This window comes from Mycolicibacterium duvalii (assembly GCF_010726645.1).
GTDB lineage: Bacteria > Actinomycetota > Actinomycetes > Mycobacteriales > Mycobacteriaceae > Mycobacterium > Mycobacterium duvalii.
This window is the reverse complement of the sequence record NZ_AP022563.1, coordinates 3,090,125-3,113,072: the sequence shown is the minus strand read 5'-3', so window position 1 is coordinate 3,113,072 and position 22,948 is coordinate 3,090,125. Positions and strand designations below refer to the sequence as shown.

Here is a 22,948-nt window from a genome sequence, read left to right as displayed (position 1 = left end):
AGAAGCTTAGCGATAGGTTGTAACAGTGGTAACGCGCATCGTGATCATCGGCGGGGGACCGGCGGGCTACGAGGCGGCGCTGGTGGCCGCTGCGCATGGCCGCGACGTAACGCAGGTGACGGTCATCGACTCCGACGGTCTGGGCGGCAACTGCGTGCTCTACGACTGCGTGCCGTCCAAGACGCTGATCGCGTCGACCGGTGTGCGCACCGAGCTGCGCCGCGCCGGCGGACTGGGCTTCAACCTCAGTCTCGAGGACGCGCCGATCTCGTTGCCGCAGATCAACAACCGCGTCAAGACACTGGCCGCGTCGCAGTCGGCCGACATCGGCAGCCAGCTGCTCAACCAGGGTGTGACGATCCTCGGCGGGCGCGGCGAGCTGGTCGACGACGTGCCCGGCATGGCCCACCACCGGGTGAAGGTGACCACCCATGACGGCAAGGTGGGGGTGCTCAAGGCCGACGTGGTGCTGATCGCCACCGGGGCCAGCCCGCGGGTGCTGCCCAACGCCGAGCCCGACGGCGAGCGGATCCTGACCTGGCGCCACGTCTACGACCTCAAGGAGCTGCCCGAGCATCTGGTGATCGTCGGATCCGGGGTCACCGGCGCGGAGTTCTGCAACGCCTACACCGAGCTCGGCGTCGACGTCACCGTGGTCGCCAGCCGCGACCAGATCCTGCCGCACGAGGACTCCGACGCCGCCGCGGCGCTCGAGCAGGTCTTCGCCGAACGCGGCGTCACGCTGGTCAAGAACGCCCGCGCCGAATCGGTGACCCGCACCGACCGCGGCGTGACGGTCACCATGACCGACGGCCGCGCGGTCGACGGCAGCCACGCCCTGATCACCGTCGGCTCGGTACCCAACACCGCCAATCTGGGCCTCGAGCGCGTCGGCGTCGAACTGAAGCCGGGCGGTTACATCCCCGTCGACCGGGTGTCGCGCACCCCGGCGGCGGGCATCTACGCCGCCGGCGACTGCACCGGTCTGCTGCCGCTGGCCTCGGTGGCGGCCATGCAGGGCCGTATCGCGATGTACCACGCGCTCGGGGAGGGGGTGTCGCCGATCCGGCTGCGCACGGTCGCGTCGGCCACCTTCACCCGGCCCGAGATCGCCGCCGTCGGCATCCCGCAGTCCGCGATCGACGACGGCAGCGTGCCGGCCCGCACCCTGATGCTGCCGCTGAACACCAACGCACGGGCCAAGATGAGCCTGCTCCGGCACGGTTTCGTCAAGATCTTCTGCCGACCGGCCACCGGTGTGGTGATCGGCGGGGTGGTGGTCGCGCCGATCGCGTCGGAGCTGATCCTGCCGCTCGCGCTGGCCGTGCAGAACCGCATCTCGGTGACCGACCTGGCGCAGACGCTCTCGGTCTACCCGTCGCTGTCGGGGTCGATCGTCGAGGCCGCCCGCCGGCTGATGGCCCACGACGACCTGGACTGAGACTGCGGTCACGGCGGTCAGCGCCGTTGAGACTGCGCTGGTGGCGGGCCCCTCTCGCACTTTTCCGCCGTGGGCACAGTCTGGACGCGCCTTGCCGACCCCCGGGAGCCGGGCGCTCAACGTAGGCTGGGTGAGTACTGACCGGTAACAAGGGAGTACTGCGTGGGGCAGCCAGAGCGAGAATCGACACTTCGACCCGAACAGCGCCGACGCGCCTGGGAACGGTTGGGCAGCGAACAGTTCGACGTCGTCGTCATCGGCGGCGGCGTGGTCGGTGCCGGCGCGGCGCTCGACGCGGCCACCCGGGGGCTCAAGGTTGCCCTGGTCGAGGCCCGCGACTTCGCCTCGGGGACCTCCAGCCGCAGCAGCAAGATGTTCCACGGGGGCCTGCGCTATCTCGAGCAGCTCGAGTTCGGCCTGGTGCGCGAAGCGCTGCACGAGCGCGAACTGTCCTTGACGACGTTGGCGCCCCACCTGGTCAAGCCCCTGCCGTTTCTGTTCCCGCTGACCAACCGGCTGTGGGAGCGGCCCTACATCGCCGCGGGCATTCTGCTCTACGACCAGCTCGGCGGCGCGAAATCCGTTCCACCGCAGAAGCATCTGACCCGGGCCGGCGCGCTGCGGCTGTCGCCGGGACTCAAGCGCAGCTCCCTGGTCGGTGGCATCCGCTACTACGACACCGTCGTCGACGACGCCCGGCACACCATGATGGTGGCGCGCACCGCGGCGCAGTACGGCGCGGTGGTGCGGACCTCGACGCAGGTGGTGGCGTTGCTGCGGGAGGGCGACCGGGTCACCGGGGTGCGGGTGCGCGACTCCGAAGACGGTGCGGTCACTGAGGTGCACGGCCACGTCGTGGTCAACGCAACCGGCGTGTGGACCGACGAGATCCAGGCGTTGTCCAAGCAGCGCGGCCGCTTTCGGGTGCGCGCCTCCAAGGGCGTGCACATCGTCGTGCCGCGCGACCGCGTCGTCAGTGAGGTCGCGATCATCCTGCGCACCGAGAAGTCGGTGCTGTTCGTGATCCCCTGGGGCACCCACTGGATCATCGGAACCACCGACACCGACTGGAATCTCGACCTGGCCCATCCCGCGGCCACCAAGGCCGACATCGACTACCTCCTGGGCCAGGTCAACAAGGTGCTGGCCACGCCGTTGACCCACGACGACATCGACGGGGTGTACGCCGGGCTGCGGCCACTGCTGGCGGGCGAGAGCGAGGAGACCTCCAAACTGTCGCGGGAGCACGCCGTCGCGGTGCCGGCGCCGGGCCTGGTCGCCATCGCCGGCGGCAAGTACACCACCTACCGGGTGATGGCCGAGGATGCCATCGACGCCGCCGCGGAGTACATCCCGACGCGGGTGGCGCCGTCGATCACCGAGAAGGTCCCGCTGATGGGCGCCGACGGCTACTTCGCGCTGGTCAACCAAACTCAAAGCGTCGGAAAGGAATACAACCTCCACCCGTACCGGGTGCGCCACCTGCTGGACCGCTACGGCTCGTTGATCGGAGAGGTGCTGGCGATGGCCGAGAAGCGCCCGGAACTGCTGGACCCGATCACCGAGGCGCCGGTGTACCTCAAGGTCGAGGCGGCCTACGCCGCGGCGGCCGAAGGCGCGTTGCACCTGGAGGACATCCTGGCCCGTCGGATGCGGATCTCCATCGAATATCCGCACCGCGGGGTGGCCTGCGCCCGTGAGGTCGCCGAAGTCGTTGCGCCGTTCCTGAATTGGGGCGACGAGGACATCGATCGTGAGGTCGAGACGTACTGTGCTCGCGTCGACGCCGAGGTGCGCAGCCAGCAGCAGCCCGACGACGAGTCCGCCGACGCCCTGCGGGTCGCCGCGCCGGAGGCACGCGCGGAGATCCTCGAGCCGGTGCCGCTGAATTGAGACCACCACCGCCGCTGCCGGTACGCGACGGACTGGGCCCGGCGCGGGTGCGGCTGCGCGGCGGCTCGGTGCTGGTCGAGATGGCCGACCGGTTCGGCGAGGCCGCTGCGGCCAAAGTGCTCGCCGGCGAGGTGTTCACCCCCGACGGGGCGGCGGTGTCGGCCGCGACGGTGCTGCCGCCCGGCGCGCACGTGTACCTCTACCGGGACGTCCGCGACGAGGTGGCGGTGCCGTTCGACATCCCGGTGCTCTACCGCGACGACAACCTCGTCGTCGTGGACAAACCCCACTTTCTGGCGACGATGCCGCGCGGACGCCACGTCACCCAGACCGCGACCGTGCGGTTGCGCCGTGACCTGGATCTGCCCGAGCTGAGCCCGGCCCACCGGCTCGACCGGCTGACGGCCGGCGTGCTGGTGTTCACCACCCGGGCGCGGGTGCGCGGCGCGTACCAGACGATGTTCGCCCAGGGCCGCGTGCACAAGACCTATCTGGCCCGCGCGGCGGTGGCGGAGGACCTGACCTTCCCGCGGACGGTGCGGAGCCGAATCATCAAGCGGCGCGGCCAGTTACAGGCCGTCGAGGAGCCGGGAGAGGCGAACGCGTCGACGGTGGTGGAGCACCACGGCGGGGGTCGGTACCGGCTGACGCCGCTGACCGGGCGCACGCATCAGCTGCGGGTGCACATGAACTCGCTGGGACTGCCGATTGCCGGCGATCCGCTGTATCCGGAGGTACTCGACGTCGCCGCCGACGATTTCTCCACGCCGCTGCATCTACTGGCGCAGCGCCTGGAGTTCGACGATCCGTTGACCGGTGAGCCGCGACGGTTCGTCAGTGCGCGCGAACTGCCTGCGGAATAGGTGTGCGCTCAGATCGCAATTCCCCTCGCTACCTATCGCGATCTGAGCGCACACCGTTCGCGCACAGACTCGACGCGTACAAACGCAGAATGTACGACATCAGAGTCGGCTTCGCGCGTAATTGTTGAGTTTGTAAATAAGGACTGCCGGACGCGTATTTGCCGCTCTGACGTGCCGTTATCGCGAGACAGCGGGCTCCGTGGCGCACTGTGCAGCGCCTTGTGTTGCGGTCGTGCATTCCTGGCAAACGCGTCCGCGCTGCCGGCGAATCAGATTTTCTCGGCTCGTCGATGACGGCGAGCCTCGGGTCGGGCGCGTTCGACGACGGGGCGGCAGGTCTCCTGTCACAATTGGCTCTCGCGTCATAGGCCATTCGAAGGAGGATGCGTGCGGAAGATCGTGCTCTGCGCGGCCGCGGCCCTGATGGCCGGCGGTCTGGTGAATCTCAACCCGCCGACGGCCGCCGCGACGCTGTGCGGGTCGATCGGCGGCAGGTTCGTCGACGTCACCGGCTGCTCGGATCCGCTGTCGTATCTCAACGACGTCTTACCGCCGCCTCCGCCGCCGCCGCCTCCGCCTCCACCCCCGCCGCCCGGTGACGCGCCGCCACCACCACCCCCGCCGCCTCCGCCGCCACCCCCGCCGCCGGTGTACATCCCGCCGGCGCCGAACGTCGACGTCTGCGCCAACATCGGCCGGCGCATCAGCGTCAGCGGCTGCATCTGAGGTCCCGGGATCGCGCTGCGACGCGATCTGTTTGACTGACGGTCGTGGACCGCGCTGCATTCGACCGACTCTTCGACATGACCGACCGGACCGTGATCGTCACCGGTGGCACCCGCGGGATCGGCCTCGCGCTGGCGGAGGGTTTCGCGCTCGCGGGCGCCCGGGTGGTGGTCGCCAGCCGCAAACCCGACGCCTGCGAGCAGGCCGCTGCGCATCTGCGTGACCTCGGTGGGCAGGCGCTCGGAGTGCCCACCCACCTCGGCGAGGTGGATGCCCTCGAGGCGCTGGTGAGCAGGACCGTCGACGAGTTCGGCGGCATCGACGTCGTGGTCAACAACGCGGCCAACGCGCTGGCCCAACCGCTCGGCCAGATGACTCCCGAAGCGTTGGCGAAGTCGCACGAGGTGAACGTGCGCGGCCCGGTCTTTCTGGTGCAGGCGGCGCTGCCCTATCTCAAGGCCAGCCCGCACGCGGCGGTGATCAACATGGTCTCGGTCGGGGCGTTCAACTTCTCGGCGATGACGTCGATCTACTCGTCGAACAAGGCGGCGCTGATGTCGTTGACCCGATCGATGGCCGCCGATTTCGCGTCGTCGGGCATCCGCGTCAACGCGATCGCGCCGGGGCCCGTCGACACCGACATGATGCGCAACAACCCGCAGGAGGCCATCGACGCGATGGCCAACAGCACGCTGATGAAGCGACTGGCCTCGCCGGACGAGATGGTCGGTACCGCACTGCTGTTGGCCTCTGACGCCGGCAGCTACATCACCGGAACGGTCATGATCGTCGACGGCGGCGGAACGCCCCGCTAGCGCACTCTCGCCGTCAGCGCACGCTCGGCGCAGCGCACGCTCGCCGAGTGTGCGTCTGGGGCGGTGTTTCGGCACTTGATCTCAAGTGGTCGCTGCAACACCTGAGCTTATGGAGGGTGTTGCTCGATGGGGTTTCGGATGCATGGCTGCAAACAAGTGCCGGAGTCTGTCCGCGAGGTGTTCTTCGAGACGTTGAGGTCGGGGGTGTCGCCGACGGCGGCGGCGACAGTGGCTGGGGTGGCTGGTGCCACGGGTCGCAAATGGGCCAGAGACGCCGGTTATCAGACCACTAAGAAGCATTACGGCACTCGGTATTCGCAAGAGGCTCGGGACGCGTTTTGGACCGCGTTGCGGTCGGGGTCCTCGCCGACGCAGGCCGCGGTGTTCGCCGGCGTGTCGGAGCACACGGCCCTGCGGTGGGTCCAACAGGCTGGTTACGTGCCCAGAACACCTCTTGCCGTGGTTAGCGATCTCGACACCGCGTCATCACCGGCAGGGCCGATGTCTTTTCTTGAACGCTGCCGGTTAGAAGAACTGCTGGAGACGGGGCATTCACCGGCTCGGGCCGCAGCATTGCTGGGGCGACATCGGTCCACGATCAGTCGTGAGACCCGTCGCGGACAGACCGCCTCGGGATACCGGGCGCGCGTCGGGCAGGGCAGCGTTGAGGCCAACGCCAAACGTCCCAAGCCACGCAAACTCGACACCAACCCCGTCCTGCTCGACCAGGTTGTGCAACGCTTGAAGCATCGGCACAGCCCCGAGCAGATCGCGGGCCGGCTGCGCGAAGAGTTCCCCGACGACCCGGAGATGTGGGTGTCGCACGAAACGATTTATCAGTCCATGTATGTCCAGCCTCGCGGGGAGCTTGCCCGGCTGGTCAAGACCGCGCTACGCACCGGCCGCACGCAACGAAAACCACAGGGCCGCACCCCTACTGGCGCCGGAAAGCTCAAGGGCATGGTCAACATCAGCCAGCGACCTGCTGAAGCTGACGACCGCGCGATCCCGGGTCATTGGGAAGGCGATCTGATCCTGGGCAGTACCACCTCGGGCTCAGCGATCGGCACCATGGTCGAACGCACCACCGGGTTCGTGGTGCTGCTGCATCTGCCCGCCGATCGCACCGCAGCCACCCTGGCCGAGGCCATGTCGGCCAAGATCCCCGAAATCCCCGATATCCTGCGCCGCTCACTGACCTGGGACCAAGGCAGCGAGATGGCATTGCACACCAAGATCACCGAAGCCACCGGGCTGCCGATCTACTTCTGCGACCCGCACAGCCCCTGGCAGCGCGGCACCAACGAAAACACCAACGGACTCTTGCGGCAGTACTTTCCCAAAGGCACCGACCTGTCCTTCTACGGCCCCGGCTGGCTAGACGAGGTCGCCGCCGAACTCAACGCCCGACCCCGCAAACGCCACCACTGGCGCACCCCCGCCGAGGAACTTAACCGGCTACTCTCAGACCCGTCCACATTTGTTGCAACGACCGCTTGAATCTGCCGGCGATTTTTCCGCCCTTCACGCACAGTCGGCGTCGGCGGCCGCCGTCAGCGCACGCTCGGCGCAGCGAGAGCCCGCGTCAGCTCTTGCGCAGGATGGCCGCGGCACGCTCACGCATCTCGCCGCCGGTCGAGGCCAGGATCTGGCTGCGGTTCTCCAGGTGCAGCGCGGCCTCCAGGCTCGCCGCTTCCAGATTGGCCCACAGCACCTGCTTGGTCGACTCGACCCCGAATGCGCCGTAGCCGCAGAGCGTTTCGGCGATCTGCAACGCCTCGGCGACCGGATCGTCGGCCAGGCGGGAGACCAGACCCAACCGCAGGGCCTCGTCGGCGTCCACCGCGCGTGCGGTCAGGATCAGGTCGAACGCCGGCCCGGCACCGATGATGCGCGGCAGCGTGTAGCTGACCCCGATGTCGCAGCCACCGAGGCCGAGCTTGATGAACTGCGTGCAGAACCGCGCTGCCGGCCCGGCGACCCGTAGGTCGCAGGCCGCCGCGATGCCCAGCCCGCCGCCGTAGGCGACGCCGTTGACGGCCGCGATCACCGGCTGCCGCAACCGGTGGATCTTGGCGGTCAGGTCGGCGATGCGCTCCTGCCAGCGCATGCCCGATCGGGGGAACTCGGTGCCGCCGCCGGTCTGCTCCGGGTTGGGCGCGCTCAGGTCCAGACCGGAGCAGAAGCCGCGTCCCGCGCCGGTCAGCACCACCACGCGGCAGGTGTTGTCGGCGGCGAGGGCGTCGAGCACCCGGTGCAGTTCCTCGACCAGTTCATAGGACAGCGCGTTGAGTTTCTCGGGCCGGTTGAGCGTCAGCACCGTGATCTCGGGCCGGGGGTGGGCGACTTCGACGACGGACGGCATGTCCGTACGTTAGCTGCTGCGCCAGCCCGCCACGCCGACGGTGATCATCCGGAGTTGTTTGACCGCCACATGCCGGATCTCGTCGAGCGCGGCCTGGTCGTGCGCGTCTTCGATGGCCTCGGCGATCACAATCATCGCGTTCACGAACAGCGTGGCCAGGATGTTGAGATCCTCGCCGCTCCACGAGTTCAATTCGGGGAAGCGGGCCAGGTCGATGGCCAGTTCCGAGGTGAGCAGCCGGATCTCGGTGCGGATCGCGTAGCGCACCACCGACACCCCGCTGTTGCGTTCGCGGCCGATGAAGCGCCAGTGCTCACGTCGTTCGTTGACCCCGTCGATGAGGATGTCCACGCTGGACTCGATCACCCGCTTGGGGTCGAGCTTGCCGGCCCGCGCGCCGCGCAGCATATCCCGCAGGCTGCGGAAGGACTCGTCGATGAGGACCAGGCCGAGGGCCTCCATGCTCTCGAAATGGCGGTAGAACGCGGCCGGGACGATGCCGGCCTCGCGGGTCACCTCGCGCAGGCTGAGGGCGGAGAAACTGCGCTCTTCGAGCAGTCGCAGCGCCGCGTCGATGATCGCCTGCCGGGTGGCCTGCTTGCGCTGCTCGCGGGTCAGTGCGTCGGGGGCGCTCCGGGAGCGGGATCGGCCGGACCGCGGTCGTTCGACCCGCGGATGACGCGCACTGGACACTACACGAGCGTACAGCCGTTTACCGACGTATCTGTGCAGGGGGCGGCGTCGAAGCCCGGTGTCGGGAGCCGCTGTGGAGCCGCCGACCGGCCGGTTCCCGGTGCTACGACCTGGGATGTGCCACTCGGCGCACAGTCGTTCACCGAGTGTGAACGCTGCCACAACTGCCCCGTCACCCCTTGACGTCCAGCGGCGGGGCGCGCACCGTGTACATATGTTCACTGAAACGTTGACCAAGGTGCGGCGGTCCTCCTTGTTGGACCTGCTGACCGGTCCGCACGGCGTCGACCGCTACACCGAGCTGGTCGACCCCACCTGGACGCGCGGCGACGCTCGCGCGCGGGTGGTGGCGGTGCGGCGCAGTACGCCCCGCAGCGTCACGCTGACGCTGGTGCCCAACCGGGCGTTCCCCGGGTTTCGTGCCGGGCAGCACATCAACCTGTCGGTCGAGATCGACGGGCGCCGACGGACCCGGCCCTATTCGCCGGCCAACGCCGAGACCGACCGGCACATCGAGCTGACGGTCGGACGCCACGACGGCGGCCTGGTGTCGAACTATCTGTTCGACCATGCCCGGCCCGGCATGGTCGTCGGGCTGGACTCCGTCGGCGGCGACTTCACGCTGCCGGCGACCCCGCCCGCGCGACTGCTGCTGGTATCCGGCGGCAGCGGCATCACCCCGGTGATGTCGATGCTGCGCACGCTGCGAGCGCGCCGGCACCGCGGCGAGGTGGTGTTCGTGCACTACGCGCGTTCGGCCCCGCAGGCCTGCTACCGCGGGGAGCTGGCCGAGATCGCCGCCACCATGCCGAACGTGACCGTGCGGCACGGGTATTCGCAGGAATCCGCGGGTTCCGACGTCGTCGGTCGGTTCTGCGCCGAGCACGGGGTGGCCGACCCGGACGCGGTGTACGTCTGCGGGCCGCCCAGCCTGACCGACGCGGTGCGCGCGGTGTACCCCGACGCCCGCTCGGAGAGCTTCGTCCCGCCGGTCTTCGACGGCGAATCCTCCGGTGGGCGCGTCACTTTCGCCGATAGCGGAGTCGACGTTGTCGACGACGGCCGTCCGCTGCTCAACCAGGCCGAGGACGCGGGCCTGACCCCGGAGAGCGGATGCCGGATGGGTATCTGCTTCTCCTGCACGCGCCGCAAGTCCAGCGGCATCGTCCGCAACGTCGTCACCGGCGCGGTGTCGTCACCGGATGCCGAGGACGTGCAGATCTGCGTGTCCGCCCCGGTCGGCGACGTCGAGCTCGACATCTGAAACGACCCTCGAAGGAGCCACCATGACTGCATCACTGACCACCGAACCCACGACCACCACCGAACCGACCGCGCGCCCGCTCAGCAAGACGGTGGCCGGCAAGACCATCACGCTGACCCCCGAGCAGGCCGACGCGTTCGGCCGCGAGCTCGACGCGCTCAAGGAGAGCGTCATCGCCGACCTCGGCGAGCGGGACGCCACCTACATCCGGCGCATGATCAAGGCGCAGCGTGGACTCGAAATCGGCGGCCGGGCCCTGCTGTTCGGCGGGGTCATCCCGCCGTTCTGGCTGGCCGGCACCGCGATGCTGGGCCTGAGCAAGATCATCGACAACATGGAGATCGGCCACAACGTCATGCATGGCCAGTACGACTGGATGGGCGACCCGGCGATCTCCAGCCGCAACTTCGAGTGGGACACCGCGTGCCCGGCCGACCAGTGGCGGCACTCGCACAACTACATGCACCACACCTACACCAACATCGTCGGCCTGGACCGCGACATCGGCTACGGCATCCTGCGGATGAGCTCCGATCAGCGGTGGCGACCCTACTACCTGGGCAACCCGGTCTACGCGTTCCTGCTGATGGTGCTGTTCCAGTACGGGGTGGCGCTGCACGAGCTGGAGAGCGAGAAGATCGCCGCCGGCGAGATCACGCTGACCGACAAGCGCGACATCCTGCGCGGGATCTGGGCCAAGACCAAGCGGCAGACGCTGAAGGACTACGTGGCGTTCCCGCTGCTGGCCGGGCCGTTCGCGCCGTGGGTGTTCGCCGGAAATCTGACCGCGAACCTGATGCGCAACGTGTGGGCCTACACGATCATCTTCTGCGGGCACTTCCCCGAGGACGTGCAGGAGTTCTCCATCGAGGAGACCAAGGCCGAGACGCGGGGCCAGTGGTACTTCCGCCAGGTGCTCGGCTCGGCGAACCTGACGGGCGGGAAGCTCTTCCACATCCTGAGCGGAAACCTGAGCTTCCAGATCGAGCACCACCTGTTCCCGGACATCCCGGCGTTCCGCCACGCCGAGATCGCCCCGAAGGTGCGCGAGATCTGCGAACGCTACGGCGTGCCGTACAACACCGGCCCGCTGCCGCGGCAGTTCGCGACCGTGGTGCGCAAGATCGTCAAGTTCGCGTTCCCGTTCTGACAGCTTCGGGCGGGACCGGCCGGGATAGGTAGGCCTTGTCCGACCTGCCTCGGCGTGCTGAGGTGTGCGAGGTCGGGTCTACGTCTCGGGAGGAATGTTCATGCGTGCTGCAATCGCGGCGATGACGGTGATGGCTGCGGGCGCCCTCGGCGGTGTGGGGGTGGCCTGGGCGCAGCCGGCGCCCCCGAGCGCGGGTGAGCTCACCGCGCAGCTGCGGCAGGTGCTCGACACCGGCGCCCCCACCGGCGAGCGGGCGGCCAAGCTGTCCGGCGGGCAGGCCGCGGTGTCGACGGCCGACAACATCGCCAACCGGCTGAACTCCTACGGCGGCATGGTGTCGTGGCAGGTACAGAACCCGGTGCTCAACGGTGATCAGCTCGACGCCCAGCTCGCGGTCAGCATTCCGGTCTTCGGTACGAAGACCCACAACATCTACTGGGTGCAGCAGGACGGCGCTTGGAAGCTGTCGAATCCGTCGGCGTGCGTGATCGCCAACGACGTCGCCGGGGTGGACTGCACGGTCTGACCCCGCGCGTCCGCGTCACACTGGTAACGGTGCGCGGGCGACGGCACGGCTGAGCGGGTATCCGCATTCTGCTGCCGGCGCCGTCCCACACAGGACGGGCCAGCGTGGCCGGATGGGAGGTCCAGCGTGGCGGAGCACGGCGACCGATTGGTGGTGCCGGGTGAGACGGTCTGGCAGACGGCGCGCGCGCAGCGGTTCACGCCGATCATCGACGGCGCCGACTACCTGGCGCACGTCAAGGCGGCGATGTTGCGCGCCCACCGGCGCATCCTGATCATCGGATGGGACCTGGACTATCGGACGACGTTCGAGCCCGACGGCGCCACGATGGCCGGTCCGAACTGGCTCGGGCTGTTCCTGAACTGGCTGGTGTGGCGCGAACGCCACCTGCAGGTCTATCTGCTGAAGTCCAACCTGCGGCTGCTGCCGATCTTCGACGCGTTCTGGTTCGGCGCCGCCCCGGTGTCGTGGCTGAACCGGGTCACCTCCAACCGTATGCACTTCGCCGTCGACGGGGCGCGGCCCACCGGGGCGGTGCACCACCAGAAGATCGTGGTGATCGACGACGAGATCGCGTTCTGCGGGGGTATCGATCTGACGCTGGGGCGCTGGGACACCCGCGAGCACGCGCCTGAGGACCCGCGCCGGCAGTCCGTGGGCGACAGTTACGGCCCCCGGCACGAGGTCGCGGTCGCGGTCGACGGCGACGCCGCCAAGCTGTTGGCCCGGCAGGCGCGCGACCGCTGGGAGGCGGCCACCGGGCAGGCCCTGCCCGCGGTGCGCAGCCGCCGCGACCTGTGGCCGACCCGGCTTCCGGTGACGCTGCGCGACGTCGAGATCGGGGTGGCGCGCACCCTGCCCGCGCTGCCGCAGCGCGACGAGGTCCGCGAAGTCGAAGCCCTCAACCTCGCGGCCATCGCCGCAGCCCGTGACGTCATCTATCTGGAGAACCAGTACCTCGCCGCGCGCAGCCTGGCCGAGGCGCTGGCCGACCGGCTCCGCGAACCCGACGGCCCCGAGGTGGTGATCGTGCTGCCGCGCAGCTCGGAGAGTCGCCTCGAGCAGGAGTCGATGGACAGCGCCCGCCAACGGATGTTGCGGCTGCTGTGGGATGCCGACCAGCACGACCGGCTCGGCGTGTACTGGCCGGCGGTCAAGGGCGGCGAGTCGGTCTATGTGCATGCGAAGGTGCTCGTCGTCGACGACCGGATGGCCCGGATCGGTTCGTCGAACCTGAACAACCGCTCGCTGGGTTTCGACAGCGAGTGCGACGTGGCACTGGAGGCGCCCGATGGGCGAGAAGATGTCCGCCGCGAAATCCTCTGGCTACGCGACGATCTGGTCGCCGAACACCTCGGTGTGGCGACCGACGATTTCCGCAGGAAGGTGGCCGACCTCGGTTCCTTCCTGGCGGCGGTCGAGGCACTGCGGGGAACGGGTCGCTCGCTGCGCAGGTTCACCGAGTTCATGGTGTCGGCCGACGCGTCCCCGTTCGCCGAGAACGACCTGATGGATCCCGCCCACGTGCCGCCGTCGCTGGCCGACAGCGTGCGCAGCCTCGCCGTCAACGTGATCACCTGGCCGCTGACCGACGCGGCGCCATGGGCGTGGTCTCTGGTGCGCGGCGCGGTCCGGCTCATCGAACCCGACGGGGCGGCCAGTGGCGACGCGGAGCTCAGCGACACCGAGACGCGCTAGGGGCCCGGTTGAGTCGCGGGTCGGCTCACCGCTGACAGGTCGGGCACCAGAAGGTGTTGCGGTCCCCGGTGCGGTCACCCTGGATCAGGGTGCCGCAGCGGCGGCACGGTTTCCCGTCGCGGCCGTACACCCAGATGTCCTGCCCGGCACGGGTGTTGCCGGTCGTGGTGCGATTCACGCGTAACCGGTTGAGCCACAGCATCTGCTGCGCACGATGCGCCAGCCGTGACGGATCGCCGACCTCGCCGACCGGTGTCGAGGGCCGCAGCCCGAACACGAAGCACAGTTCGTTGGCGTAGACGTTGCCGACGCCGGCCATCACCCGCTGATCCAGCAACGTCTCCGCCAAGGGCCTCGCCGGATCGGCCATCAGGTTGGCCGCCGCCACGTCGACCGACCAGTCGGGGCCCAGCAGGTCCGGCCCCAGATGCGCGACGACGTCCATGTCGCTGCTGCGGTCGAGGATCTCGAGCACCCCCAGCTCCACCCCGGACGCGCGGGAATTAGCGGTTTCGAGCACGATGCGTACCTTGTGCTCGGGCGCCCGGACCCGGCCGATCACCCACGCCCCCTCCATCTTCAGGTGCGAGTGGATACTCGCCGGACCCACTCGGATGAACAGGTGCTTGCCGCGGCTGAGCACCTCGTCGACGTGCTGGCCGGTCAGATCCACGGTCGCGTAGCGCGGCACCCGCACATCGCAGCGGGTCAAGACCTTGCCCTCCAACGCCTCGCGCAGCTTGGCCGCGGCCCGAAAGACGGTGTCGCCTTCGGGCATCAGCGCAGCCGCAGCCCGCGCGGCGTGCGGGAGAACCCAGCACCCACCAGCGCCTCGGCCACCAGCGAATCGCGCGCCTCGAGCACCGCGACCCCGTCCACCCGCTCCACCAGCAGCGCCGGCACCCGTTGCCGCGTCACCAGTTCCGCCAATGCGGCCGCCGCGACGTTGTGCGTCTCGGCGTCGGCGGTGAAACTCAACAGCGACTTGCCGCCGCGTTCGACGAACCACGCCAGCTCCCCGTCGACCAGCACCACCAGCGCTCCGGCCTTGCGGCCGGGCCGGTGGGCGGTGTCGCCCTCGCTGTCGCGGGGCGGCCACGGCAGCGCGGCGCCGTAGGGGTTGGCCGGATCGGTGGCGGCCAGCGCGGCGGCGCCCCGCGTGCGTTGTTCGTCGTCGATGCTGTCGGCGTAGCTGCGCAACCGGTCGACGGTGCTGGCGGTGGCGAACTGCGCACCGCCCAACGATTCGACGAAGTAACCGCGCTGGCAGCGCCCGGCCTCCTCCATCGTGGTCAGCACCTTGTACATCGACGCGAAGCCGCCCGGGATGTTCTCGGTGGCCACCGCGCCCTTGGTCAGCACGCCGTGGCGGGCCAGCAGCTGGTCGGCCTGGTAGGTCGCCCGCACCGTGGTGTCCACTTCGGCGGTGGGCAGCAACGACCAGCGCCCCGCCACGGTGGGGTCGGTGTCGCGGTGCGCGCCCAGGCCGCTGGAGCTGAGGCTGTAGCGGCTCAGCCGAGGCGCCCGCCGGTGCCGGTGCGACGGCGCCGCTGCCCGTCGGGGGCCCGACGCCCGGGTGCCGGCCAGCAGCGCGCGCACCGGCGCGAACGTGTCGCCGCCGACATAGCCCGCCCAAATCAATTGCCACAGAGCCGCTTTGAGTGATTCGGCGGTGACGCCGTCGACCGAGAGCTGCCGGAAGAAATACGCGCCACCGCCGCTCAACGCATCGAGCAGGCCCTGGTGCACGTCGGTGAGATCCAACTCACCGAGGCCTGACAGCGACAGCGGCGCGGTGTCGGCGGGATGGAAGGCCACCCAGCCGTCGGCCGACGACAACGCCCCGACACCCGACCACAGCACCTCACCGGAGGCCAGCAGCTCGTCGAGCATCCCTGGCTGGTAGTCGCGTACCCGTTGGCCGAAGATCAGCGGCTCCACCGCCGAGGCCGGCAGCGGCACCCCGGCCAGCTGGTCGATCACCGCGGCCAGCCCGTCGACGCCGGACACCGTGTCGGTGCCCAGCAGCTGCCACGCCGGCAGGAACCGGCCCAGCGCCGCGGTGCTCACCGGTTCGATCTGCGCACGCAGCGCGGCCAGCGACCGCCTGCGCAGGATCCGCAGCACCTCGGCGTCGCACCACTGGTCACCCGAATCGGCTGGGGCGTCGCTGAATTCGCCGCGCATCAGTTTGCCGTCGGCGGCCAACCGGCCCAGCACGTCGGCGGCCACCCGCACCCCGAGCCCGAACCGGGTCGCCGCGTTGGCGGTGGTGAACGGTCCGCGGGTGCGGGCATAGCGGGCGAGCAGTTCACCCAGCGGGTCGACCACCGGTTCGAGGAACGCGATCGGCACCCCCACGGGCACCGCGACGCCGACGCCGTCGCGCAGCCGGCCGATGTCCTCGACCGCCGCCCACCACGACTGCCCCGCATAGGAGACCGGCAGCACCCGCTTGGCGGCGAGCAGGCCTTCCAGCCAGCCGCCGACATCGTCGACGGTGCAGCGTTGCGCGATCTCGGCCACGGTCAGCGGGCCCAGCAGCCGCAGCAGGTCGGCCACTCCTTCGGCGTCGCGCGCGGCCCGCTCCGGTGTCAGGTGCTGCAGCTGCCGGGTGGTGGTGGCCAGCACATCGGGGTCGAGCAGTTCCCGCAGCTCCACCCGGCCCAGCAGCTCGGCCAGCAGGGTGGGGTCCAGCGCCAGCGCCGCCGCGCGCCGCTCGGCCAGCGGGCTGTCGCCCTCGTACATGAACGCGCCGACGTAGCCGAAGAGCAGCGATGCCGCGAACGGCGACGGCGTCGGTGTCTCGACCTCCAGCAGCCGGACCCGGCGCTGCGCGATCCGCGCCATCAGCTCGGTCAGCATCGGCACGTCGTAGACGTCTTGCAGACATTCCCGCACCGCCTCCAGCACGATCGGGAAGTCGGGATAGTTGCGGGCCACGTCGAGCAGCTGCGCGGCCCGCTGCCGCTGATGCCACAACGGTGAGCGCTTGCCGGGGTTGCGCCGCGGCAACAGCAGGGCGCGCGCGGCGCATTCGCGGAACCGCGACGCGAACAACGCCGAACTGCTGACCTCAGTGGTGACCAGCGGCTCGATCTCGTCGGGCTCGAACACGAAGATGTCGGCGCCCGGCGCGGTGTCATCGGTGTCGGGCAGCCGCACGATGATGCCGTCGTCGGACGCGGTGGGTTTCTCGTCGATGCCGTAGCGCTCGTAGAGTCGCTTGCCGACCGCCAGCGCCAGCGGCCCGTGCACCCGCAGCCCGTAGGGGGAGTGCAGGATCACCCGCCAATCGCCGAGTTCGTCGCGGAACCGTTCGACCACCAGCGTGGTGTCCGACGGCACCGCGGTGGTGGCGTCGCGCTGCTCGGAGATCAGCTGCCAGAGGTTGTCGATCGCGAACGCATCGAAACCGACCTGCCCGCAACGCTCTTCGAATGCCGTGCGGTCCAGGCGGGACAGCTCCCCGGTGAACGCGCCGATCGCCGCGCCCAGCTCGGCCGGACGCCCCACCCCGTCACCGCGCCAGAACGGCAGCCGCGCCGGCTCACCGGGGGCGGGCAGCACCAGCACCCGGTCGTGGGTGATCTCGGTGATCCGCCAACTCGTCGCGCCGAGCGAGATCACATCGCCGGGCCGGGACTCGTAGACCATCTCCTCGTCGAGTTCACCGACCCGGGAAGGGGTTTCGGTGGCCAGGAACACGGTGAACATGCCCCGGTCGGGGATCGCGCCGCCGGAGGTGACCGCCAGCCGCTGCGCGCCGGGACGCGCGGTGAGCGTGCCGGTGTCACGGTCGTAGACGATGCGCGGGCGCAGCTCGGCGAAGTCGGTCGACGGGTACTTGCCCGACAGCAGATCCAGCGTCGCCTCGAACGCGCTGCGCGGCAGCGTCGCGAACGGGGCGCTGCGCCGGACGGTGTCGAACCAGGCGTCGGCGCTGACCGGCTCCAACGCGCACGCGGCCACCGTGTGCTGGGCCAGCACGTCGAGCGGGTTGGCCGGCACCTTCATGGTCTCGATCTGACCGCCCAGCATCCGCTGCACGCTGACCGCGCAGCCGATCAGGTCGGTGCGGTGTTTGGGCAGCAGCACGCCCTGGCTGATCTCGCCGACCTGGTGCCCGGCCCGGCCGACCCGCTGCAGCCCGCTGGCCACCGACGGCGGGGTCTCCACCTGGATCACCAGGTCCACCGAGCCCATGTCGATGCCCAGCTCCAGGCTCGACGTGGCGACCACGGCTTTGAGCCGGCCGCTCTTCAACGCGTCCTCGACTTCGGCGCGGGCCTCTTTGCTGACCGACCCGTGGTGTGCGCGCGCCAGCAGCGGCTCGGCGCCGAAGGTCTGGCCGCTGGCCATCAGATGTGCCGGGGCCCCGCCCGCGACGGTGGGGTTGTGGGAACCCAGCTCGACGCCGAGGCGTTCGGCGTGGATCTCGTTGAGCCGCGCGGTCAGCCGCTCGGCCAGGCGCCGCGAGTTGGCGAACACGATCGAGCTGCTGTGCGCCTCGATCAGGTCGACGATGCGTTCCTCGACGTCGGGCCAGATGGAGTTGTTCTCGAGGTTGGCCATGTCGGGCACCGGCACCTGCACGGCCAGGTCGAACGTCTTGGCCGCCGGCGGAGCCACAATGGTCGTCGGCGCCGATCCGGACAGGAATCGCGCCACCTCCTCGGGCGGTCGCACCGTCGCCGACAAGCCGATGCGCTGCGCGGGCCGCTCCAGCAGCGCGTCCAGTCGTTCCAGCGACAGCGCCAGATGTGCGCCGCGCTTGGTCGCGGCCACCGCGTGCACCTCGTCGACGATCACCGTCTGCACGCCGGTCAACGTCTCCCGCGCCGCCGAGGTCAGCATCAAGAACAGCGACTCCGGGGTGGTGATCAGGATGTCGGGCGGTTTACTGATCAGCTCCCGGCGCTTGGCGGGCGTGGTGTCGCCGGAACGCACCCCGACGCTGATCGCGGGCGGGGCAACGCCGTTGCGCTCGGCAATGCGCGAGATCCCGGTCAGCGGGGTGCGCAGGTTGCGTTCGACGTCGACGGCCAGCGCTTTGAGCGGCGACACATAGAGCACCCGTGTGGTCGGTTCCGGGGCGGGTTCGCGGGCGAGTCCGTCGATGGCCCACAGGAACGCCGCCAGCGTCTTCCCCGATCCGGTCGGGGCGATGACCAGCGTGTTGTCGCCGTCGGCGATGGCCGACCAGGCCTGGGTCTGCGCCGCGTTTGGCTCGACGAAGGTGCCCGCGAACCACTCGCGAGTCAGTGCGCTGAACCGCGACAGCGGGGCAGTCTTCGAAGCCACGTCATCCATAGTGCCCGCGGGCACCGACACACCCTGCCCGTCCCTTCCACACAGGCCTTTGGCACCTGCGTCAATAAAACGCCGCGGCCTCCCCGACGGTGCGTTTATCGTGAGCTCAAGTGCTAGAGGAGGCCGGTCATGAGAACAAGGTCGGTTGTCTCGACAGGTGCGGCGACCGTGGTTGGTGCGGCGGCGGTGCTCGTCCCGATTCAGCAAGCCCCGCCGGCGCTCCCACCCGTCGCGCCGGACACCGCGATCGTCTTCGGACTCTCGTCGGTCACACTTCCGCTGCCGTTGGCCGCCCGCGCCGCTCGGGTCCCCGAACCGCAGCCCGTCTCGGACGCCGCATCGGTGCGTCCGCCGTCGAACTTTGCCGAAGCGCTGTCACCGGAGGTCGCCGCTCTCCCCGGAGTCGAGAGCGCGATCATCAACGTGTACAACGCCGTCGAGCCGTGGGTCGAGTGGGGTTTCGACGTCGCCCAGTACGCCGTCGGCTGGGTCCCGATCGCCGGCTATTTCGCCCCGCAGATCGGAATCTTCTACGACTTCTTCGAGAGCATCGTGCAGAGCGTGGTGTTCAACTTCGCCTACTGGATCGGCGGCGATGTGACCTTCTTCGAAGGCCTCGGCAACATCGCCCAGGACAGCTGGAATGCGCTCGTGCAGTTGGGTGTCGACGAGCTGAACTGGATTCTGCCGCCGCTGCCGCCGTGGCCGCCGATTTTCAACGCCGCCGTCGAGGCCGCGCCGGAAGCCTCCACACCCGGTGACGATGCCGTGCGGACGGGCACGGTTGCCGTCGAGCAGGTCGACAGGCCGACGGTGGCGGACGTGCCCGTCGAGGACGGCCCGGAGGAGCCTTCCGACCCCGCCGAGGCGTCGGAGCAGTCCGAAGAGCCGGCAGAGACAGTCCGTGAGGAGCCGGTCCTCGACGACGAACAGGCGGCCGAGGTCACCGCAGTCGAGGCCGAACCCCAGATCGAGATCGAGGCCGAACCCGAGATCGAAATCGACGCTGAGCCGGAAGTCGAAACCGAGACCGAACCCGAGATCGACACCGCGACAGAGACCGCGGCCCCGGACGACGCCGACGCCGATGCATCGGCCGAAGGGGCCGGCGACGCCGGATCGGAGTAGCGCGCCGAGTCTCGGCTCCGCCATCGACGCAGGTCAAGATCAGCAGCATGGCCGAAGTCAAGCATCAGTGCAGGTGAGCGCCTACAATTCGGGAGTGGTATCGGGGGACAGGCGACCTCGCATTCCGGCAGCCACGATGAGCCGACCGCATACCGCCGATCGGCTCATCGGCCGCCCGGATCTCCTCGCGCGCCTGCGCGCCACCGCCGGTGGAGGCCTCGTCACTCTCACCGCACCCGCGGGCTACGGCAAGACCACCGCGGCCGCGCAGTGGGACGACGACGACCCCCGGGCATTCGCCTGGGTTCGGATCGACGATGCAGACAACGACCCCGGCCACTTGCTGGCCCACCTCGCGGCGGCCCTCGGTGCGGACGGCGACGAGCTGCAGGGCCCCGCGCCGACGCATCCGATCCCCGCCGCCAGCGGTTTGCTCGAGGACCGCCCGACGTCGGTGGTGGTGTTCGACGATGTGCAGAACCTGTCGGCTCCGGAGGCGGTGGCCGTGCTGCGCGCGGTGATCGACGCCGCCCCGCCGACGGTGACGACGGCGCTGCTGGGACGTTCGCTGCCGGAAGTGCGGCTGGCACGGCGACGTCTGGACCGCGACGTCGTCGAGATCGACGCCGAGGCGCTGCGGCTCACCGACGAGCAGGCCGCCGCGATCCTCGCGTCGGTACACCCGGCCTGTGACGCCGCGACGACGGCCGCCGTGGTCGCCCGGTGCGAAGGCTGGGCGGCCGGCGTGGTGCTGATGGCGACGGCCGCACGCGACGGCATCCTTGTCGACGCGTTGACCCGCCGGAATCCCGTGGCCGACTACCTGGCGCAGGAGGTCCTCGAGCAGCTGGACGCCGACACGGCCGCGTTCCTGATCGAATCCGCTGTGTTGCAACGCTTCACCGCGCAGAGGCTCGACGCGGTGCTGGGGCGCAACGATTCCGAGGGCATGCTGGAACGGCTCACCGACGCCGGCAATATGGTCGTCGTCCCGCTCGACCCGGAACGGCGCTGGTACCGGCACCATCACCTCTTCAGCGACGTGCTGCGCACCCGGCTGCGCACCACCACCCCGGACCGCTATCGGCAGGTGGCGTCGCGGGCAGTGGATCTGCTGGAGGGCGTCGGTGACATCGACGCCGCCCTGATGCTTGCCCTCGATGCCGGTGACCATGCGCGCTGCGCCGCGCTGGTGGGTCGCGACGCCGTACGGCTGTGTTTCGACGGCCGCGCCGGCGTGCTGGCACGGAGGGTGGCCCTGCTCGACGAGCGCACCGTCGCCGAGTACCCGGACGCGGCGGTGGCGCGGGCCTGGCTCGGGGTCATCACCGCTGACGCCGAGGCGATTCAGCGTTCCTTGCTGCTGGCGCACCGCGGTGATCGCGGGCGGCCGCTGGCCGACGGCACCCCGTCGGTGAAAATCGCTGCGGCGCTGATCGGTTCGATCGTCGGCGTGGGCGGCGTCCGGGATGTGATCAGATTCGCCGATCTCGTGCGCGCAGCCGGGGACAATCTGGTCAATCCGTGGTGGGGTGCGGCGACGGTCATGAAAGGCGCGGCGGAGTCGATGCTCGGCCATGCCGACCGGGCGCGTGTCCTGCTGGAGTCGGCGCTGCCGGTGATCGAGGACCTGCCCGGGTTCCATGCCGTGGCACTGGCGCACCTTGGGCTGCTCGATCTGGCGGCCGGTGACGAAGACCTCGCGATCGAACGCAGCTATCTGGCCCGCAAGCTCACCGACAAGTACGAACTGTCCGACGTGGTGCCGATGGTGGCGGTATACGCCACCGCGGCGGCGGTTTCGGCCCATGTCGGCGACGTCACCAGCGCCCGCGACTCGACCGCTATCACCGAAGGATTGCTCAACCGGCTCGGGCCGCTGGCGGCGCGCACCGCGCTGTTGGGCCACGGGCTGCTGGCGTGGACGGCTGCGGTCATCGCCGACAGGGACTTGGTACGGCGTCACCTCGACGCCGCGGAGCGGGCTCGGGTGCGGGAGCCGGACGCGCCGGCGCTGGCGCAGCGCGTCGAGCGGGTCAAGGCGATGGTGGCCGGCCGGTCGAGCCCACTGACCGCCGCGGAATTGCGTTTGCTGCCGCACCTGTCGACGCATCTGTCGTTGCAGCGGATCGCCGAGACGCTGCTGATCGGACGCGAAACCGCCAAGAGCCAGACCGCGTCGATCTACCGCAAACTGGGGGTCTCCTCGCGCTGCGACGCGGTCGCCGAGGCGAAAAGAATTGGTTTGCTGCCGGATTGAGGCCTGGGGTCAGACGAGGCGCTGACAGCTAGGGGAAGTCAGCGTGCCGCTGGCCCCAGGCTCCTCCACGGTACTCCGTTCCGGCGCACTGACTGCGGAGAACGCTGTTTTCACCCGTTGTGGGGGATGCGACTCGCACCGGGGGTTCGTAGGCTCGAAGAGCCTGGCCGCCCGGTGTCGTGCGCGGATCCAGGCAGGAGGACGCCATGATGCGTTGGACATACGTGATCGCCGCACCGGTCTTGGCGATCTCCGGGCTGGGAATCATCCCGAACATCGCCCCGCCGCCGGCCGCGGCGGACTGCACGAGCGCAGGCGGAACGACGATCTGCGCCCAGGGCGAATCGCGGGGCGCGAACACCGGTGAGGGCCCGAGCGGATCGGCCGGTCCGTGGGTGCCGTATCCGTGCGAATACGACTGGTACTACTGCGACGACGTCTACGGGTGGGGCATCGACATCGACCTCGACCCGGGCCGGCCCGATTTCAACCCGCCCGGCGGCGGTGGCGGCATCGGCGGCGGTGACCGGCCCGGCGGCGGTGGTGGCCGGCCCGGTGGTGGCGGCGGTGGTCGGCGCTGAGAGTTTCACCCGTTGTGGGGGATGCCCGGAGTCGGTCCGAGTTCCTAGAGTCTGACTTGTAGCCCGCCGGCAGCCCCGGCGGGGAGTTCAGATGCACCGAGGAGCACATGATGCGGTTGCGGTACCTAGTGGTCGCCGGGTTGATCGCGCTGGCTCAGATCATCGCGGCACCAACGGCTTCAGCCGAGTGCACCACTGACGGAAACTTCTCGGTATGCTCGCTGGGCGGGTT

At 69.6% G+C, this 22,948-nt stretch carries 17 protein-coding genes; 13 read left to right on the top strand and 4 right to left on the bottom strand.

Annotation, left to right across the window (positions count from 1 at the left end):
• Positions 1 to 25 precede the first annotated feature (25 nt).
• The 6 genes from G6N31_RS14650 (at position 26) to G6N31_RS14625 (ending at position 7,238) form a co-directional block, all read left to right on the top strand.
• Positions 26 to 1,441 carry an NAD(P)H-quinone dehydrogenase gene (locus tag G6N31_RS14650; RefSeq protein WP_098005269.1) on the top strand — a complete coding sequence of 472 codons (1,416 nt, stop codon included), beginning with the start codon at positions 26 to 28 and terminating at the stop codon, positions 1,439 to 1,441.
• Positions 1,442 to 1,603: 162 nt separating this feature from the next.
• A complete protein-coding gene (glpD, locus tag G6N31_RS14645) occupies positions 1,604 to 3,334 on the top strand; it encodes a glycerol-3-phosphate dehydrogenase (protein WP_098005268.1) in 1,731 nt (576 codons plus the stop codon).
• Positions 3,331 to 4,197 (top strand): pseudouridine synthase, encoded by an 867-nt coding sequence (locus G6N31_RS14640; RefSeq protein ID WP_234815449.1) that lies wholly within the window; start codon positions 3,331 to 3,333, stop codon positions 4,195 to 4,197. The genes glpD and G6N31_RS14640 overlap by 4 nt, the downstream gene beginning before the upstream one ends.
• Before the next feature lie 387 nt (positions 4,198 to 4,584).
• On the top strand, positions 4,585 to 4,923 hold the full coding sequence (locus tag G6N31_RS14635; protein ID WP_163722186.1) for an RNA-binding protein: 339 nt from the start codon (positions 4,585 to 4,587) through the stop codon (positions 4,921 to 4,923).
• A 44-nt stretch (positions 4,924 to 4,967) separates the two neighbouring features.
• Entirely contained in the window at positions 4,968 to 5,738 is a 771-nt protein-coding gene (locus G6N31_RS14630; protein WP_098006779.1) for an SDR family NAD(P)-dependent oxidoreductase, read from the top strand.
• 126 nt (positions 5,739 to 5,864) lie between these two features.
• Positions 5,865 to 7,238, top strand: coding sequence for an IS30 family transposase (locus G6N31_RS14625; RefSeq protein WP_163722184.1), 1,374 nt, complete (start codon positions 5,865 to 5,867; stop codon positions 7,236 to 7,238).
• Between the two features lie 85 nt (positions 7,239 to 7,323).
• Here the strand turns inward: G6N31_RS14625 and G6N31_RS14620 are convergent, their stop codons facing one another.
• Positions 7,324 to 8,103, bottom strand: coding sequence for an enoyl-CoA hydratase/isomerase family protein (locus tag G6N31_RS14620; RefSeq protein WP_098003761.1), 780 nt, complete (start codon positions 8,101 to 8,103; stop codon positions 7,324 to 7,326).
• A gap of 9 nt (positions 8,104 to 8,112) precedes the next feature.
• The gene (locus G6N31_RS14615; protein WP_098003762.1) at positions 8,113 to 8,796 is read right to left on the bottom strand and encodes a TetR family transcriptional regulator; all 684 of its coding nucleotides are present in this window, start codon (positions 8,794 to 8,796) and stop codon (positions 8,113 to 8,115) included.
• A 214-nt stretch (positions 8,797 to 9,010) separates the two neighbouring features.
• Here G6N31_RS14615 and G6N31_RS14610 point away from each other — a divergent pair, with 214 nt between their 5' ends.
• The 4 genes from G6N31_RS14610 (at position 9,011) to G6N31_RS14595 (ending at position 13,434) form a co-directional block, all read left to right on the top strand.
• On the top strand, positions 9,011 to 10,060 hold the full coding sequence (locus G6N31_RS14610) for a ferredoxin reductase (RefSeq protein WP_098003763.1): 1,050 nt from the start codon (positions 9,011 to 9,013) through the stop codon (positions 10,058 to 10,060).
• Positions 10,061 to 10,082: 22 nt separating this feature from the next.
• Positions 10,083 to 11,210 (top strand): fatty acid desaturase family protein, encoded by a 1,128-nt coding sequence (locus G6N31_RS14605; RefSeq protein WP_098003764.1) that lies wholly within the window; start codon positions 10,083 to 10,085, stop codon positions 11,208 to 11,210.
• A 100-nt stretch (positions 11,211 to 11,310) separates the two neighbouring features.
• Positions 11,311 to 11,736, top strand: coding sequence for an MTB12 C-terminal domain-containing protein (locus G6N31_RS14600; RefSeq protein ID WP_098003852.1), 426 nt, complete (start codon positions 11,311 to 11,313; stop codon positions 11,734 to 11,736).
• 126 nt (positions 11,737 to 11,862) lie between these two features.
• A complete protein-coding gene (locus G6N31_RS14595) occupies positions 11,863 to 13,434 on the top strand; it encodes a phospholipase D-like domain-containing protein (RefSeq protein WP_098003765.1) in 1,572 nt (523 codons plus the stop codon).
• A gap of 25 nt (positions 13,435 to 13,459) precedes the next feature.
• Here G6N31_RS14595 and nei2 read toward each other — a convergent pair whose 3' ends face one another.
• Together nei2 and G6N31_RS14585 are read right to left on the bottom strand one after the other, a co-directional pair.
• Positions 13,460 to 14,212 (bottom strand): endonuclease VIII Nei2, encoded by a 753-nt coding sequence (gene nei2 / locus G6N31_RS14590; RefSeq protein WP_098003766.1) that lies wholly within the window; start codon positions 14,210 to 14,212, stop codon positions 13,460 to 13,462.
• Entirely contained in the window at positions 14,212 to 18,747 is a 4,536-nt protein-coding gene (locus G6N31_RS14585) for an ATP-dependent helicase (RefSeq protein ID WP_098003767.1), read from the bottom strand. The genes nei2 and G6N31_RS14585 overlap by 1 nt, the downstream gene beginning before the upstream one ends.
• Positions 18,748 to 18,876: 129 nt before the next feature.
• Here G6N31_RS14585 and G6N31_RS14580 point away from each other — a divergent pair, with 129 nt between their 5' ends.
• From G6N31_RS14580 to G6N31_RS14570, 3 genes are all read left to right on the top strand, one after another.
• The gene (locus tag G6N31_RS14580; RefSeq protein WP_133117690.1) at positions 18,877 to 19,875 is read left to right on the top strand and encodes a hypothetical protein; all 999 of its coding nucleotides are present in this window, start codon (positions 18,877 to 18,879) and stop codon (positions 19,873 to 19,875) included.
• 136 nt (positions 19,876 to 20,011) lie between these two features.
• The gene (locus G6N31_RS14575; RefSeq protein ID WP_234815314.1) at positions 20,012 to 22,135 is read left to right on the top strand and encodes a winged helix-turn-helix domain-containing protein; all 2,124 of its coding nucleotides are present in this window, start codon (positions 20,012 to 20,014) and stop codon (positions 22,133 to 22,135) included.
• A gap of 206 nt (positions 22,136 to 22,341) precedes the next feature.
• On the top strand, positions 22,342 to 22,716 hold the full coding sequence (locus G6N31_RS14570; protein ID WP_133117691.1) for a hypothetical protein: 375 nt from the start codon (positions 22,342 to 22,344) through the stop codon (positions 22,714 to 22,716).
• The last annotated feature ends 232 nt before the right edge of the window (positions 22,717 to 22,948 follow it).

What these genes read in the sequence shown, in the direction of transcription:
- G6N31_RS14625 (WP_163722184.1), top strand. Translation starts at nt 5,865, where the DNA reads ATGGGGTTTCGGATGCATGGCTGCAAACAAGTGCCGGAGTCTGTCCGC.
- G6N31_RS14620 (WP_098003761.1), bottom strand. Translation starts at nt 8,103, where the DNA reads ATGCCGTCCGTCGTCGAAGTCGCCCACCCCCGGCCCGAGATCACGGTG.
- G6N31_RS14610 (WP_098003763.1), top strand. Translation starts at nt 9,011, where the DNA reads ATGTTCACTGAAACGTTGACCAAGGTGCGGCGGTCCTCCTTGTTGGAC.
- G6N31_RS14605 (WP_098003764.1), top strand. Translation starts at nt 10,083, where the DNA reads ATGACTGCATCACTGACCACCGAACCCACGACCACCACCGAACCGACC.
- G6N31_RS14600 (WP_098003852.1), top strand. Translation starts at nt 11,311, where the DNA reads ATGCGTGCTGCAATCGCGGCGATGACGGTGATGGCTGCGGGCGCCCTC.
- nei2 (WP_098003766.1), bottom strand. Translation starts at nt 14,212, where the DNA reads ATGCCCGAAGGCGACACCGTCTTTCGGGCCGCGGCCAAGCTGCGCGAG.
- G6N31_RS14585 (WP_098003767.1), bottom strand. Translation starts at nt 18,747, where the DNA reads ATGGATGACGTGGCTTCGAAGACTGCCCCGCTGTCGCGGTTCAGCGCA.
- G6N31_RS14580 (WP_133117690.1), top strand. Translation starts at nt 18,877, where the DNA reads ATGAGAACAAGGTCGGTTGTCTCGACAGGTGCGGCGACCGTGGTTGGT.
- G6N31_RS14575 (WP_234815314.1), top strand. Translation starts at nt 20,012, where the DNA reads ATGAGCCGACCGCATACCGCCGATCGGCTCATCGGCCGCCCGGATCTC.
- G6N31_RS14570 (WP_133117691.1), top strand. Translation starts at nt 22,342, where the DNA reads ATGATGCGTTGGACATACGTGATCGCCGCACCGGTCTTGGCGATCTCC.